We start from the raw sequence: 13,572 nt of genomic DNA on the forward strand, positions 1-13,572 counted from the left end.
GGGCGGACCCGGCGCCGCGCGCCCGCACATCGCGGCCGCGGCCGCGCCGGCCCGCGCGCCCGGCCGCCGGCGCGTTTCGCGGACGGCCGCGTTCTCGATGGGCCACGTCCAACGAGTCCCCCTGACCTCGAAACTAGGATCTCTCCGCGGTCCGCTGCAGCCTGCGCAGGACCGTCGCGGGATCGGCGGCGGCGACCGCCGTGCCGATGTACTGCTTGGCGGCGCCGTCGACCGCCTGCCAGGCGGGGGCGCCGGTCGGCGCGAACCTGGCGCTCGGCAGCGCCTTCACGAACTCGCGCAGGTAGGGGTCGGCGCTCAGCTCCCGGCCCGCCGACCGCGTGACGGGCAGGAATCCGCCCGTCCGCAGGAACCGGACGGCGTTGTCCTTCCGGTAGACGAACTCGAGGAACCGCGACACCGCCTCGCGGTTCCGGCCGCCGTCCCTCCTGAAGGCCATGAGGAAGTCGACGACGCCGAGCGTGTTGTGCGTCGTGCCGTGCCTGCTGGGCAGCGGCGCGACGCCGTACCGCAGGTTCCTGTTGACCGGGTCGATGAAGCCCTTGGGCAGGAACACGGCGCCGTTGAGCATGCCGATCTGGCCCTGGGCGAACCGGTTGAACACGTCCTTGCGGTTGGTGGTCTCGGGGTTCGGCTGGGTGAGGCCCGCCTTCGTCAGCCCCCGGAGGAAGGTCAGGGTGTCGACGTTGGCGGGCTGGTCGATGGCCCAGCGGCCGGAGGGGCCGGTCCAGCCGCCCCCGTTGTTCATCGTCCACATGAAGAACTCCGCCTCGGCCTCCTCGGGGCCGAGCGGCAGGCCGAGCGGGATCACACCGGTCCTCCGGATCTTCTCGGCGTCGGCCCTGACGTCGTCCCACGTGGCGGGGGGCCGGGAGAGGCCCGCCTTGGCGAAGACGTCCTTGTTGTAGAAGAACAGCCGGGCGCTGGAGATGAACGGGATCCCGTACATCGCGTCCCGGTAGCGGCTCTGCCGCCGGAAGACCGGCAGGAAGTCGGCCCGGGTCCGGGGGGAGAGCACCTCGTCGGCCCGGTAGAGCAGCCCGTCGCGGGCGAAGTCGGAGAACTTGTTGAGGTTGAGCACGTCCGGCTGCTGCCGCGTCTGCACCTCGCGCTTGGTCTTGGCGTCGATCTGCTCCCAGTCGACGACCTCCAGCCGGACCTTGTAGCCGGGGTTGCGCGCCTCGAAGTCCCTGATCACACTCTGCCAGTACGGGCGGGTGCCGTCGTCGTACCTGGCCGCGACGAACCGGATGCCCTTGCCCTCGGCCGCGTTCGGCAGGCCGCCCTTGGCGCATCCGCCGGCGGCGGGCGCCGCCGCGACGGCCAGTGCGGCCAGGACGGCGGCCGGGCCGATGAGCCGGGGCCGTCCCGCCCCCCGGTGAGCGCTGCGCCGACGCTTCACGTGATGCCCGACCTCTCGTCGTGTCGTCCCGTCCACGAGCGGGCGTGCCCCCGTCACCCGCGCATGCGGTGGCCGCGTGATTGTTTTTGCGCGGAACTTGCACTTCTCGAACTTCTAATGACTTCCGCGCCCGGAAGTGAAGCCCCCGCGTGCCACACGTCTGGGACGGACGGGTCAGGCTTGGATCACGCGCAGTCCCGCCTCGGCGAACTCGGTCACGCGCGCGTCGTCGGCGCCGCCGTCGGTGAGCAGGACGTCGATCTCGCCGAGCGCGCAGATCCGCGCGAACGCGCGGCGGCCGAGCTTGGAGCCGTCGGCGACCACGACGACCCGGCGGGCCCGCCCGGCCATCAGGTGGTTGATGCTGGCCTCGCCCTCGTGGTGCGCGCTGGCGCCCTGTTCGACGTCGATCGCGTCCACCCCGATGATCGCCATGTCCAGCGAGACCTCCCGCAGCACGCCGGTCGCCAGCGGCCCGATCAGCTCGTAGGACTGCGGCCGGGCCACCCCGCCGGTCACCACGGTCTTGACGTGCGGCCGCACGACCAGCTCGTTGGCGATGTTCAGCGCGTTGGTCACGATCGTCACCGCCGGTCCGGCGCCCGCCGAGCGCAGGTCGCCCCGGGCGCCGATGGCGCGGGCGGCCTCGGTCGTGGTGGTCCCGCCGTTCAGCCCGACGATCATGCCGGGTTCGACCAGCCGGGCCGCGGCCGCGCCGATCCGCTGCTTCTCCGGGGCGTGCCGGGCGGTCTTGTAGCGCAGCGGCAGGTCGTAGGAGACGCCGTGCGCCACCGCGCCGCCCCGGGTGCGGGTCAGCATCTGCTGCCGGGCGAGCTCGTCCAGGTCGCGGCGGATGGTCGCGGGGGACACCCCGAGTGCCCGCGCCGCCTGCTCCACTTCCAGGCGCCCCTCGCCCGCCAGCAGTTCGAGCAGGGCGTTCCACCGCTCGTACCGGGCCACGAACGTCCCCCATTCCGTGAGCGGATCATTGCCGACGAAGGGTTGCACATCCCCCCACCTCATGACACCCGGCGAGCGGGGCATGTGCACTGTGACCAGGGGGCCGCTGGACTTTTCTGCAAGTTCATGCGCAGTATCGCGCAAGAACGCGCAGCAGGCGCCCGCGCCGGGAAGGGGGCGACGCATGAGCCGGGAGGCGGGCATGAGCCACACCGAGTCCGAGATCGCGAGCCAGCCCGACCGCTGGCGGCGCGCCATCGAGCTCGCCCGGCGGGCGGACGGCGCGGCCCGCGCGTGGCTGCCGCGGCCCGGCGAGCGCGTCGCCGTCGCCGGGTGCGGCACGTCGTGGTTCATGGCGCAGGCGTACGCGGCGCTGCGCGAGCGCGCGGGCCACGGCGAGACCGACGCGTTCCCCGCCTCGGAGGCGCGCACCGGCCGCCGCTACGACCGGGTGCTGGTGCTGTCGCGGTCCGGCACCACCACCGAGGTGCTGGACCTGCTCGGCGCCCTGCGCGGCCGGACGGTCACCGTCGCGGTCACCGCCGATCCCGCCGCGCCCGTCGTGGCCGCCGCGGACGGCGCCGTCGTGCTGGACTTCGCCGACGAGCGGTCGGTCGTCCAGACCCGGTTCGCCACCACCGAGCTGGTGCTGCTGCGCGCCCACCTCGGGGAGCCGCTCGACCACCTGGCGGCCGACGCCGAGTCCGCGCTCGCCGCGCCGCTGCCCGCCGAGCTGACCGCCGCCGAGCAGTTCACCTTCCTCGGGCGGGGCTGGACGTACGGGCTCGCGCAGGAGGCCGCGCTCAAGCTGCGCGAGGCCGCCGGGGCGTGGACCGAGGCGTACCCGGCGATGGAGTACCGGCACGGCCCGGTCAGCGTCACCGGCCCGAACCGCGTGGTCTGGGCGTTCGGCGAGCCGGGCCGCGGACTGGCCGAGCAGGTCGCCCGCACCGGCGGCCGGTTCGTCGCGCCCGCCCGCGATCCGCTGGCCGACCTGGTCGTCGCGCAGCGGCTGGCGGTGGCCGTGGCGGCGGCGCGCGGCCTGGACCCCGACCGGCCCCGTCACCTCACCCGCTCGGTGATCCTCACATGACCGCGCCGCCCGGCCGGGTGCTCGCGCTGGACGTGGGCGGCGGCACGATCAAGGCCGCGTTCGTCGGCCGCGACGGCGCCCTGGCCGGCCGCGCCCGCCGCGCCACCGGACGCGACCGCGGCGCGGACGCGGTGGTCGCCACGGTCCTCGACGTCGCCGCCGAGCTCACCGCGGGCGCCCCCGCCCCGCCGCCCGCCGTCGGCGTGGCCGCGCCCGGCATCGTCGCCGACACCGCGGGCGTGGCGGAGCTGTCGGCCACGATCGGCTGGCGGGACGTGCCGCTGCGCCGGCTGCTGGAGGAACGGCTGGGGCTGCCGGTCGTGCTCGGCCACGACGTGCGGGCCGGGGCGGTCGCCGAGGCTCGCGCCGGAGCGGGCCGCGCGGCGGGCGACTTCGTGTTCGTGGCGATCGGCACCAGCATCGGCGCCGCCGTGGTGATCGACGGCCGTCCCTATCCGGGCGCGCACTGGCGGGGCGGCGAGCTCGGCCATCTGGTGGTGCGGCCCGGCGGCGGCCCCTGCGGCTGCGGCCAGCGCGGATGCCTGGACACGCTGGCCTCGGGCGCCGCCCTCGCCGACCGCTACCGCACCGCCTCGGGCGGCGCCCTCGGCGGCACGGCCGGTGCCCTGGAGGTGGTGCGGCGCGCCCGCGACGGCGAACCGGCGGCCCTGGCGGTCTGGCACGAGGCGATCGAGGCGCTGGCCGACGCGCTGCTGATGTGCTCGGCCCTGCTCGACCCGGCCGCCGTGGTGCTGGGCGGCGGCCTGGCCTGCTGCGGGGAGACCCTGCTGACCCCGCTGCGCCGCGCGCTCGGCCACCGCGCCACCTTCCACGCGCCGCCGGCGATCGTCGGCGCCGGCCTGGGGGACGAGGCGGGCTGCGTCGGCGCGGGCCTGCTGGCCTGGGACCTGCTCGACGCCCGGGAGCCCCGGTGATCGTCACCGTCACGCCCAACCTGGCGCTCGACGTCACCTACCACGTCGACGCGCTGCGGCCGGCGCGCATGCACCGGGTGCGGTCGGTCGGGCGGCGCGCGGGCGGCAAGGGCGTCAACGTGGCGCGGGTGCTGCGCCGGCTGGGCGCCGACGTGCTGGTGGTCGGGCCGTGCGGGGGGCCGTCCGGGGAGGCGGCGCGCGCGGACCTGGCCGCCTGCGGGCTCGCCGAGCGGCTCGTCCCGGTCCGCGGCGACACCCGCCGCACGCTCGCCGTGGTCGACGCGGCCGCCGGGGACGCCACCCTGTTCAACGAGCCCGGCCCCGCCGTGTCGCCGGGGGAGTGGCAGCGGCTGCGCGCCGTCTACGAGGAGTCGCTGCCCGGCGCCGCCGCCGTCCTGGCCGGGTCGCTGCCGGTGGGCGCGCCCGAGGACGCCTACGCGGTGCTGGCCGCGTCGGCGGCGCGGCACGGCGTGCCCGCCGTCGTCGACGCGGACGGCCCGCCGCTGCTGGCCGGGCTGGCGGGACGGCCCGCCCTGGTCAAGCCCAACGCCGACGAACTCGCCCGGGTCAGCGGGCGGGCCGACCCGCTGGCGGCGGCCGGATGGCTGCGGGCCCGGGGCGCGCAGGCGGTGGTGTGCTCGCTCGGCGCGGACGGCCTGCTCGCGGTGACCGCCGAGGGCTGCTGGCGGGCCGTGCCGCCGCGCCGGCTGGCGGGCAACCCGGTCGGCGCGGGCGACGCCGCCGTCGCCGCGCTGACGTACGGGATGGTCCGCGGGCAGCCGTGGCCGGACCGGCTGCGCGCCGCCGCCGCGCTGTCGGCCGCGGCGGTGGTGGCCGCCGTGGCGGGCGAGTTCGACGCCGTGGCCTACGAGCGGTTCCTGCCCGAGGTCGCGGTGCGGGAGGTCCGGCGCCGCCCGGGACGCGGCGCCGGTCGGGCCGAGTCGAAGGGGGGACGGCCATGACGCTCGTCGGAGCGGGGGAGATCGTCGGGCGGGCCCGGCGTGCCGGTCGCGGGGCGGCCGCGTTCAACGTCGTGCAGATCGAGCACGCGCAGGCCGTCGTGGCGGGCGCCGAACGCGCGGACGCGCCGGTCATCCTGCAGATCAGCGAGAACGCGGCGCGCTACCACGGCGCGCTGCGGCCCATCGGCGCGGCCGTCCTGGAGGTGGCCGCGGCCGCCCGCGTGCCGGCGGCCGTCCATCTGGACCACGCGACCGGCGCCGAGCTGGTGGACACGGCGATCGAGCTGGGCTTCGGCTCGGTCATGTACGACGCGTCGGCGCTGGAGCACGGCCGCAACGTCGCGGTCACCGCCGAGATCGCCGCCCGCTGCCACGCGCGCGGCGTCTGGGTGGAGGCCGAGCTCGGCGAGATCGGCGGCAAGGACGGCGTGCACGACCCCACGGCGCGCACGGACCCGGACGAGGCCGCCGCGTACGTCGCCGCCACCGGCGTGGACGCGCTGGCCGTCGCGGTCGGCACGTCCCACGCGATGCTCACCCGGACCACGACGCTCGACCTCGGCCGGATCGCCGCGCTGCGCGCCGCCGTGCCCGTGCCGCTGGTGCTGCACGGCTCCTCGGGCGTGCCCGACGAGGGGCTGGTGGAGGCGGTCGCCGCCGGCATCACCAAGGTCAACATCGCCACCCGGCTCAACCAGGTCTACACGCGGGCGATCCGGGAGCACCTGGCGGCCGATCCGGAGGTGGTCGATCCGCGGCGTTACGTCGCCTCCGCCCGCGACGCCGTGGCCGGGGAGGTGACGCATCTGCTCGGCGTGCTGCGCGGCCCCGGGGCGATGCGCCCGGCCGAACGAAGCTGACGCCGCCGCTGAGGCCGGACGGCCCCGGCGGATCGTTCAAGGAGGACACCATGGCAGGGAAGCTGTCGCTGCTGGCGTCGTTCGCCGCCGGGACCCTCGCGGCCGGCGCGGGCGCGGGCATCGCCACCACCGCCGGATCGTCCGACCCGGACTCCGCGTCCACCAGCGGGTCCGCCGGCGGGTCCACCACGGCGTGGCTGACCGCCAAGGTGGCCGACGCCATGGGCACCAGGGGCGTCGTCACCTGGGTGCCCACCGGGTCCTTCGCGACCTCGGCGGAGGTGCGCGTCCCCCGGTACCCGTTCACGATCGACGGCAAGGACACCCGGAAGCTGAGCCTGTCGGCGGTGCGGGGCGAACAGGTCTCCGCCCAGATCGCCATCGCCGCCGGGCGGCGGCTCGACGGGGTGAGCGCCGACGTCGGCGACCTGACCGGGCCCGGTGGCGCGCGCCTGCCGGCGCCGCAGGTCCGGTTCGTCCGGTACGTACCGGTCATGCGTTCCAAGAGCGAGACCGACTGGTCGGCCACCGTCGACCAGGTCGCCTCCGCCCGCGAGGTGTCCGGCGACCGCAACCCCGACGTGGTCGGCGACCCGCTGGAGGAAGGGCCGTCGGTCGACGTGCCCGCCTACGCCGCGCAGCCGCTGTGGTTCACCTTCCACGTCCCCGCGGACGCCGGGCCCGGCTCCTACACCGGCACGATCGAGGTCGCCGCGAACGGCCGGGCACAGGCCACGTACCCGCTGACCGTCGAGGTCGCCGACGCGGCCGTCCCCGACGCGTCCGCCTTCCGGTTCTTCCTGGACGTGTGGCTGCAGCCGGAGACGATCGCGCGGGCGCACGGCGTGCGGCCCTGGTCGCGCCGCCACTGGGAGCTCATCGAGGTCTACCAGCGCGACCTGCTCTCGCGCGGGCAGAAGGTCATCAACACCACGATCGTGCACGACCCCTGGCGGCACCAGTGGGCGCTCGGACGGCGCCGCTCGCAGACCTACCTGCCGTACGGCAGCATGATCGGCTGGACGTGGGACGGCACCCGGTTCGGGTTCGACTTCGCGCGCTTCGACCGGTACGTCGGCACCGCCCGCCGCGCGGGTCTCGGCCCCACGATCGGCGCGTACTCGATGCTGGCGTTCCACGACGCCGAGCACCTGACCTACGTCGACACCCGCTCGGGCCGGACCGTCCGCGAGAACGTCAAGCTCGGCGGCGACCGCTGGAAGGACGCCTGGCGGGCCTTCCTCACCGCCTTCCAGGCGCACCTGGAGGACAGGGGCTGGCTGAAGCACACCTGGCTGTCGTTCGACGAGCGGCCGGTGGAGTCCATGAAGGTCGTCCGCGACCTCGTGCACGAGGCGGCGCCCGCGTTCGACGACCGCATCGCCGTCGCGGGGTCGGTCAACACCGAGCCGATCGCGTCGAACCTGTCGGTCGACTGGGGCGGCGTCGACGCCCTGACCCCGGCGAAGGCCGACGAGCGCCGCCGCGCCGGGAAGATCACCACGTTCTACGTCTACGGCCGCCCGCCGCACCCCAACGTCCTGTCCTACTCACCGGCGATCGAGGGCCGGATGCTGCCGTGGATCGCGGCGTCGCGGCGCCTGGACGGCTTCCTGCGCTGGTCGTACAACAGCTGGCCGCGCGACGTGTTCCGCGAGCCCGTGTTCGTCTTCACCCAGGGCGACGAGTACCTCGTCTACCCCGGCCAGGACGGCCCGATGTCGAGCATCCGGTGGGAGCAGCTCCGCGAGGGCGTCGAGGACTACGAGCTGATCGCCCAGGCGCGGCGGCGGCGCGGCGGTGACACCGACGCCCTGCGGCAGGCGTTCACCCTGGCCACCCGCGACCTGGACGGCCGCACCAAGAACCCCGCCGACATGGCCGAGGCGCGCCGCCTGCTGCTGCGGGAGCTGACCGGCTGAACCGGTCTCACCCGGCGTGCGCCTCGCACCACGCCTTCAGCGACCGCGCCTCGGTGTCGACGTAGTCGCGGATCGTCCGGCCGGCCAGCAGCGTCGCCAGCGGTGCCAGCGGGCCCGACACCTCGAAGGTCAGCACGACGGTGACCTCGCCGCCCGCGCCGTCGCGCAGCTCGTGCCCGGCGGTGAAGCGCAGCCCGCGGCCGCCCGTGGTCCAGGTGAACGACCCCCCGTCGCGGATCTCGGTGACGACCCACACCCGGGCCGGCTGGCGCGGCTGCGTCAGCTCGGTGCGGGCGCCCGTGCGCAGCGGCCCGTCGTCCAGTCGCCGGGCCCGCGTCACCGTCGGCGTCCAGTCCGGCCAGCGCTCCACCGTGCTGATCGTCTCCCAGACCCGCCCGGCCGGTGCCCGCACCGCCGTCACGACCTCATGGCGCATCGCGACCCCTCAGGAAAACCATCCGTCGGCCAGGACTGTACCATTTGGTTCATGAGCGACGCCAAGGCCGCGCTTCTGGATCGGGTGATCGAGCATCTGGCCGCCGAGGGAGTGGGGGACCGCAGCCTGCGGAACATCGCGGCGGGCGCGGGCACCAGCCACCGCATGCTCATCTACCACTTCGGCTCCCGCGACGGCCTCCTCGTCGAGGTCGTCAGGGAGATGGAGCGGCGCCAGCGGGAGGTGCTGTCGCGCCTGCGCGAGACCCACGCCGGCCTGGGGCCGCGCGACCTGGCCCACGCGTTCTGGCGTCACCTCAGCGACCCGGCGCTGGCACCCTACGAGCGGCTGTTCTTCGAGCTCTACGGCTCCGCCCTCGCCGGGCACCCCGGCGCCGCGCCGCTGCTGGACGGCATCATCGACTCCTGGCTCGAACCCCTGGTCGGCCTGGAGGACGTCCCAGGCCTGACCGCCGCCGGTCGCCGCACCCGCGCCCGCCTGGTCCTCGCCTTCACCCGCGGCGCCCTGCTCGACCTGCTGGCCACCGGCGATCGCGAGGAGGTCGACCGGATGGTCGACGACTTCATCACGCTGACCCTTCCCGCCTAGCCGCGCCCGCGCGGGCCGCCGCCGGAAAAGGGATGGACGCGGGGCGATGTGTCGGTTATGTTGTTCTCATCCTGAGATGAACTCAGACTGAGAATGACTTGGAGGGCGGCGTGATGGCCGGGTGGGGCGAGCAGGACGAGCGGGAGTTCCTGGAGAGCTATGACCCGCGGGCCTACGACCCGGTCTCCGTGACGGTCGACGTGGTCGCGCTCACCATCCGCGACGGCGCCCTGCACGTGCTGCTGGTGCGGCGCGGCGAGGCTCCGTACGCGGGGATGTGGGCGCTGCCCGGCGGTTTCGTGCGCGGCGTCCGGGACGCCGAGGACCTGCCCGAGGCGGCGGTGCGGGAACTGGCCGAGGAGACGGGGCTGACCGCCGAGGACGGCCCGCTGGAGCGCGTCCACCTGGAGCAGCTCGGCACCTACGGCACCCCGGGCCGCGACCCGCGGATGCGCGTCATCTCGGTCGCCTACCTGGCGTTCGCGCCCGAGCTGCCCGACCCCCACGCGGGCGGTGACGCGGCCGACGCGGCGTGGACGCCGGTGGACGCGCTCGGCCTGACCGAGGCGGGGGACCAGCGGCCGGGCACCACGCGCAGGCTCGCCTTCGACCACGCGCGGATCCTGTCCGACGGGCTGGAGCGGGCGCGGTCGAAGCTGGAGTACACCCCCCTGGCCACGGCGTTCTGCGCCCCCGAGTTCACCATTCCCGAGCTGCGCGCGGTGTACGAGGCGGTGTGGGGCGAGGAGCTGCACGCGGGCAACTTCCACCGCAAGGTCCTGTCGGTCCCCGGCTTCGTGGAGAGCACGGGCGGCACCTCCGACAAGGCCGGACGGCGCGGCGGCCCGCGTCCCAAGCTCTACCGGGCGGGCGACGCGCGCCTGCTGCACCCCGCACTGCTGCGGCCCAGCCGCGAGGAGGAGGTCCGATGACGATCCCCGACCTCGACGAGGCCCTGGCACTGCTGGACCGCGTCCGCACCCCCGCCGAGGTGTTCGGCGACGACACCGCCGAGGCGCCCCGCGTCTACCGCCGCCTGGCCCGCGTGCTGCACCCGGACGCCAACGGCGGCCGCACCCAGGAAGCGTTCGCCCGGCTCAACGCGCTGTGGCGCGGCTACCGGCGGGCCGACCCCCACACGATCACGACGCCGCGGCACAGCTACCCGCTGCTCGGCCGTGTGGCGTGCGGCGACCTCGCCGACCTCTACCGCTCCCACTACGGGGCGGCCGGGCCCCGGGACGGCGAGGTGCTCGTCAAGATGCCGCGCGACCCGCGCGACAGCGACCTGATGGAACGCGAGGCGGTGGCGTTGCGCCGGCTGCGGGAGGACGGGGACGCCAGGTTCCGGCCGTACGTGCCGAACCTGGTCGCGACGTTCCGGCACCAGGACGCGGCCACGGGCGCGCGCCGCCGCGTCAACGTGGTGGACCGGCTCATGGGCTTCCACAGCCTGGCCGAGGTGCGGGCGGCCCATCCCGGCGGGGTGGACCCGCGCGACGCGGCCTGGATGTGGCGGCGGCTGCTGGTCGCGCTGGGGTTCGCGCACCGCGCGGGCGTGCTGCACGGCGCGGTGCTCCCCGAGCACGTGCTGATCCATCCCGAGCGGCACGGCCTGGTCCTCGTCGACTGGTGCTACTCGGTGTCCGGCGGTCACGCCGCCACCGACACCGGCGGCCGCGTGCCCGCGATGGTGGACCGCTACGCCGACTGGTACCCGCCGGAGGTCCCGGCCCGCCGGACGGCGAGCCCCGCCACCGACATCCACATGGCGACCCGGTGCATCACCCACCTGATGGGCGACCGGGCGCCCAAGGCGATGCGGCTGTTCGCCAGGGGCTGCCGGCTGCCCGCCCAGGAGCGCCGTCCCGGTGACGCCTGGCGGCTGCTGGCCGAACTGGACGAGCTGCTGGAGCGCCTGTACGGCCCGCGCAGATTCCGCCCGTTCACGATGCCCGCCACCCGATAAGACCCCGTACGAGGAGGAGTTCCCATGGGAAGCGGACGCTGGTCCACCGACGTCTACGCCGCCGCGGCCGACTACCGCAGGTCCACGGGCGCCAGCGCCTTCGCCTACAGCGACGGCGGCGCCTCCACCGTCCACCCCGACCTCGACCCGTCCGGCGTGATCCTCCGGGAGAGCCGCGACTCCGACGAGCACCCCGAGTCCCTGGCGATCGCGGTGCTGTTCGACGTCACCGGCTCGATGGGCACGGTGCCCAGGACCCTGCAGACGCGGCTGCCCGACCTGCTGGGCCTGCTGCTGCGCAAGGGCTACGTCGAGCACCCGCAGATCATGTTCGGCGCGGTCGGCGACGCCACCTGCGACCGGGCCCCGCTGCAGATCGGCCAGTTCGAGTCCGACAACCGGATGGACGACGACCTCGGCAAGATCCTGCTGGAGGGCGGGGGCGGCGGCCAGATGACCGAGTCCTACGAGCTGGCCATGTACTTCATGGCCCGGCACACCGCCATGGACTGCCTGGACAAGCGCGGCAGGCGCGGCTACCTGTTCATGATCGGCGACGAGCTGGCGTATCCGGAGGTCAAGCGCGCCGAGGTCGCCAGGGTGATCGGGCGGGCACCGCAGGAGGACATCCCCGTCGAGGAGATCGTCCGGGAGCTGCGGCGCAGGTTCGAGGTGTTCTTCATCATCCCCGAGGGCGGCTACCACTCCGGTGACCGCAGGTTGCGCGAGTTCTGGCAGGGGCTGCTCGGCCAGAACGTCCTGTACCTGGACGACCTGGACGCCGTCTGCGAGACGATCGCGCTGACGATCGGGCTCGCCGAGGACGCCATCGACCTGCGGGAGGGCCTGGAGCACCTGGACGAGTTCGGCTCGGCCGCCGGACCCTCGGTGTCGCGCGCCCTGGCCCGTCTCGACGCCTCCCGGGCCCCGGCCGCGGTGTCGTCCGCGCCCGCCGACCTGGGCTCCGGCCCGGCCCGCCACACCCGCCTGTGACGCCGGAGGGGCGGCGGCCGGCGCGGCACGTGATCGTGGTCGACCTCGGATTCGGCGACGCGGGCAAGGGCACCGTCGTGGACTGGCTCTGCGCACGGGGGCCAGAGCCGGTCCACGCGGTGGTGCGGTTCAACGGGGGCGCGCAGGCGGCGCACAACGTCGTCGCCCCGGACGGGCGGCACCACACCTTCGCCCAGTTCGGCTCGGGGACCTTCACGCCGGGAGTGCGGACGCACCTGTCGCGGTTCATGCTCGTGGACCCCCTGGCGCTGGCCGCCGAGGCGGCGCACCTGCGCGCGCTGGGGGTCCCGGACGCGCTCGACCGGCTGACCGTCGACCGCGACGCGCTGCTGACCACCCCCTACCACCGGGCCGCCAACCGGGCGCGGGAGACCGCCCGGGGGGCGACCCGGCACGGCTCCTGCGGCATGGGCATCGGCGAGACCGCCGCGTACGCCCTGTCCCACGCCGACGCCCCCCGCGCGGGGGACTGCCTGTCGCCCGCACGGCTGCGCCGGCGCCTGGCCGCGGTGCGCGACTGGTACCGCGCCCGGTTCCCCGGCGGTGAGCCGGTCCCCGACGTCGCGGACTGCGTGGACGCCTTCACCGCGTTCGGCGAACGCGTCCGCGTCGTCGGAGGCGAGCACCTGCACCGGCTGCTGCGCACCGGGAACGTCGTGTTCGAGGGCGCCCAAGGGGTGCTGCTGGACGAGTGGCACGGCTTCCACCCGTACACCACCTGGTCGACGACGACGTTCGCCAACGCCGAGACGCTGCTCGCCGAGGCCGGCGGCCAGGACGCCGTCCGCCTCGGAGTGCTGCGGGCCTACGCGACGCGGCACGGCCCCGGCCCGTTCGTCACCGAGGATCCCGTGCTGACGGCCGAACTGCCCGACCCGCACAACGGCACGGGCCGCTGGCAGGGCGCCTTCCGCGTCGGACACCTGGACGCGGTGGCCCTCCGGTACGCCCGCGACGTGGCGGGCGGAGTCGACGCGCTCGCCGTCACCCACCTGGACGTCGCCCGCACCCGCCCCGACCTGCTGTACTGCCGCGCGTACGACATCGGGCGGCGACGCGTGGACCGGCTGCCGGCGCGCCCGGCGGGCGACCTCCACCGCCAAGCCGCGCTCACCGGACGCCTGCTGACCGCGCGTCCCGTCTACGCGTCCCTCACCGACCCCGTGGCGACCATCGAGGAGACCCTGTCGGCACCCGTGGTGCTGCGTTCCTACGGCCCCACCGCCGCCGACAAGGAGACGACCCTCCCGGCGCCCACCGCCGTCCCGGGCTGACCGCGACTCGCCACGGCCGGGCACCGCGGCGTGATCGTCCCGGATGGACCCTGGCATAACCGCTCTCGTACGTCGACTCGAAAATCTTCGAAAAGAGGTGAAATGCGTTATTGAACGG

The 13,572-nt window shown here is 75.2% G+C and carries 13 protein-coding genes; 10 read left to right on the top strand and 3 right to left on the bottom strand.

What is annotated here, in order from left to right; translation table 11 throughout:
- Positions 1-133 precede the first annotated feature (133 nt).
- Positions 134-1,420 (bottom strand): extracellular solute-binding protein, encoded by a 1,287-nt coding sequence (locus ABD811_RS40155; protein WP_344958330.1) that lies wholly within the window; start codon positions 1,418-1,420, stop codon positions 134-136.
- 174 nt (positions 1,421-1,594) lie between these two features.
- On the bottom strand, positions 1,595-2,428 hold the full coding sequence (locus tag ABD811_RS40160; protein ID WP_344958332.1) for a DeoR/GlpR family DNA-binding transcription regulator: 834 nt from the start codon (positions 2,426-2,428) through the stop codon (positions 1,595-1,597).
- 136 nt (positions 2,429-2,564) lie between these two features.
- On the opposite strand from ABD811_RS40160, the gene ABD811_RS40165 reads away from it, so the two are divergent.
- The 5 genes from ABD811_RS40165 to ABD811_RS40185 are packed head-to-tail and all read left to right on the top strand — an operon-like array spanning position 2,565 to position 8,152.
- Positions 2,565-3,473 carry an SIS domain-containing protein gene (locus ABD811_RS40165; protein WP_344958334.1) on the top strand — a complete coding sequence of 303 codons (909 nt, stop codon included), beginning with the start codon at positions 2,565-2,567 and terminating at the stop codon, positions 3,471-3,473.
- The gene (locus tag ABD811_RS40170; RefSeq protein WP_344958336.1) at positions 3,470-4,408 is read left to right on the top strand and encodes an ROK family protein; all 939 of its coding nucleotides are present in this window, start codon (positions 3,470-3,472) and stop codon (positions 4,406-4,408) included. Before ABD811_RS40165 ends, ABD811_RS40170 begins: the two co-directional genes overlap by 4 nt.
- Positions 4,405-5,370 carry a 1-phosphofructokinase family hexose kinase gene (locus ABD811_RS40175; RefSeq protein WP_344958338.1) on the top strand — a complete coding sequence of 322 codons (966 nt, stop codon included), beginning with the start codon at positions 4,405-4,407 and terminating at the stop codon, positions 5,368-5,370. Before ABD811_RS40170 ends, ABD811_RS40175 begins: the two co-directional genes overlap by 4 nt.
- Positions 5,367-6,230 (top strand): class II fructose-bisphosphate aldolase, encoded by an 864-nt coding sequence (locus tag ABD811_RS40180; RefSeq protein ID WP_344958340.1) that lies wholly within the window; start codon positions 5,367-5,369, stop codon positions 6,228-6,230. Before ABD811_RS40175 ends, ABD811_RS40180 begins: the two co-directional genes overlap by 4 nt.
- A gap of 50 nt (positions 6,231-6,280) precedes the next feature.
- On the top strand, positions 6,281-8,152 hold the full coding sequence (locus ABD811_RS40185) for a DUF4091 domain-containing protein (RefSeq protein ID WP_344958342.1): 1,872 nt from the start codon (positions 6,281-6,283) through the stop codon (positions 8,150-8,152).
- Positions 8,153-8,159: 7 nt separating this feature from the next.
- Here the strand turns inward: ABD811_RS40185 and ABD811_RS40190 are convergent, their stop codons facing one another.
- Positions 8,160-8,588, bottom strand: coding sequence for an SRPBCC family protein (locus tag ABD811_RS40190; RefSeq protein WP_344958344.1), 429 nt, complete (start codon positions 8,586-8,588; stop codon positions 8,160-8,162).
- 51 nt (positions 8,589-8,639) lie between these two features.
- Here ABD811_RS40190 and ABD811_RS40195 point away from each other — a divergent pair, with 51 nt between their 5' ends.
- The 5 genes from ABD811_RS40195 to ABD811_RS40215 all read left to right on the top strand — a co-directional run bounded on the left by ABD811_RS40195 (position 8,640) and on the right by ABD811_RS40215 (position 13,454).
- Positions 8,640-9,197 carry a TetR/AcrR family transcriptional regulator gene (locus ABD811_RS40195; RefSeq protein ID WP_344958346.1) on the top strand — a complete coding sequence of 186 codons (558 nt, stop codon included), beginning with the start codon at positions 8,640-8,642 and terminating at the stop codon, positions 9,195-9,197.
- A gap of 113 nt (positions 9,198-9,310) precedes the next feature.
- Positions 9,311-10,129 carry an NUDIX hydrolase gene (locus ABD811_RS40200; RefSeq protein WP_344958428.1) on the top strand — a complete coding sequence of 273 codons (819 nt, stop codon included), beginning with the start codon at positions 9,311-9,313 and terminating at the stop codon, positions 10,127-10,129.
- Complete coding sequence (locus tag ABD811_RS40205; RefSeq protein WP_344958348.1) at positions 10,126-11,166, top strand: molecular chaperone DnaJ; 1,041 nt, start codon at positions 10,126-10,128, stop codon at positions 11,164-11,166. Before ABD811_RS40200 ends, ABD811_RS40205 begins: the two co-directional genes overlap by 4 nt.
- A gap of 24 nt (positions 11,167-11,190) precedes the next feature.
- Positions 11,191-12,159: a hypothetical protein gene (locus ABD811_RS40210; RefSeq protein WP_344958350.1), complete on the top strand. Its 969-nt coding sequence runs from the start codon at positions 11,191-11,193 to the stop codon at positions 12,157-12,159.
- Positions 12,160-12,188: 29 nt separating this feature from the next.
- Positions 12,189-13,454, top strand: coding sequence for an adenylosuccinate synthetase (locus ABD811_RS40215; RefSeq protein WP_344958352.1), 1,266 nt, complete (start codon positions 12,189-12,191; stop codon positions 13,452-13,454).
- The last annotated feature ends 118 nt before the right edge of the window (positions 13,455-13,572 follow it).

This window comes from Actinomadura miaoliensis (assembly GCF_039536785.1).
Lineage (GTDB): Bacteria > Actinomycetota > Actinomycetes > Streptosporangiales > Streptosporangiaceae > Spirillospora > Spirillospora miaoliensis.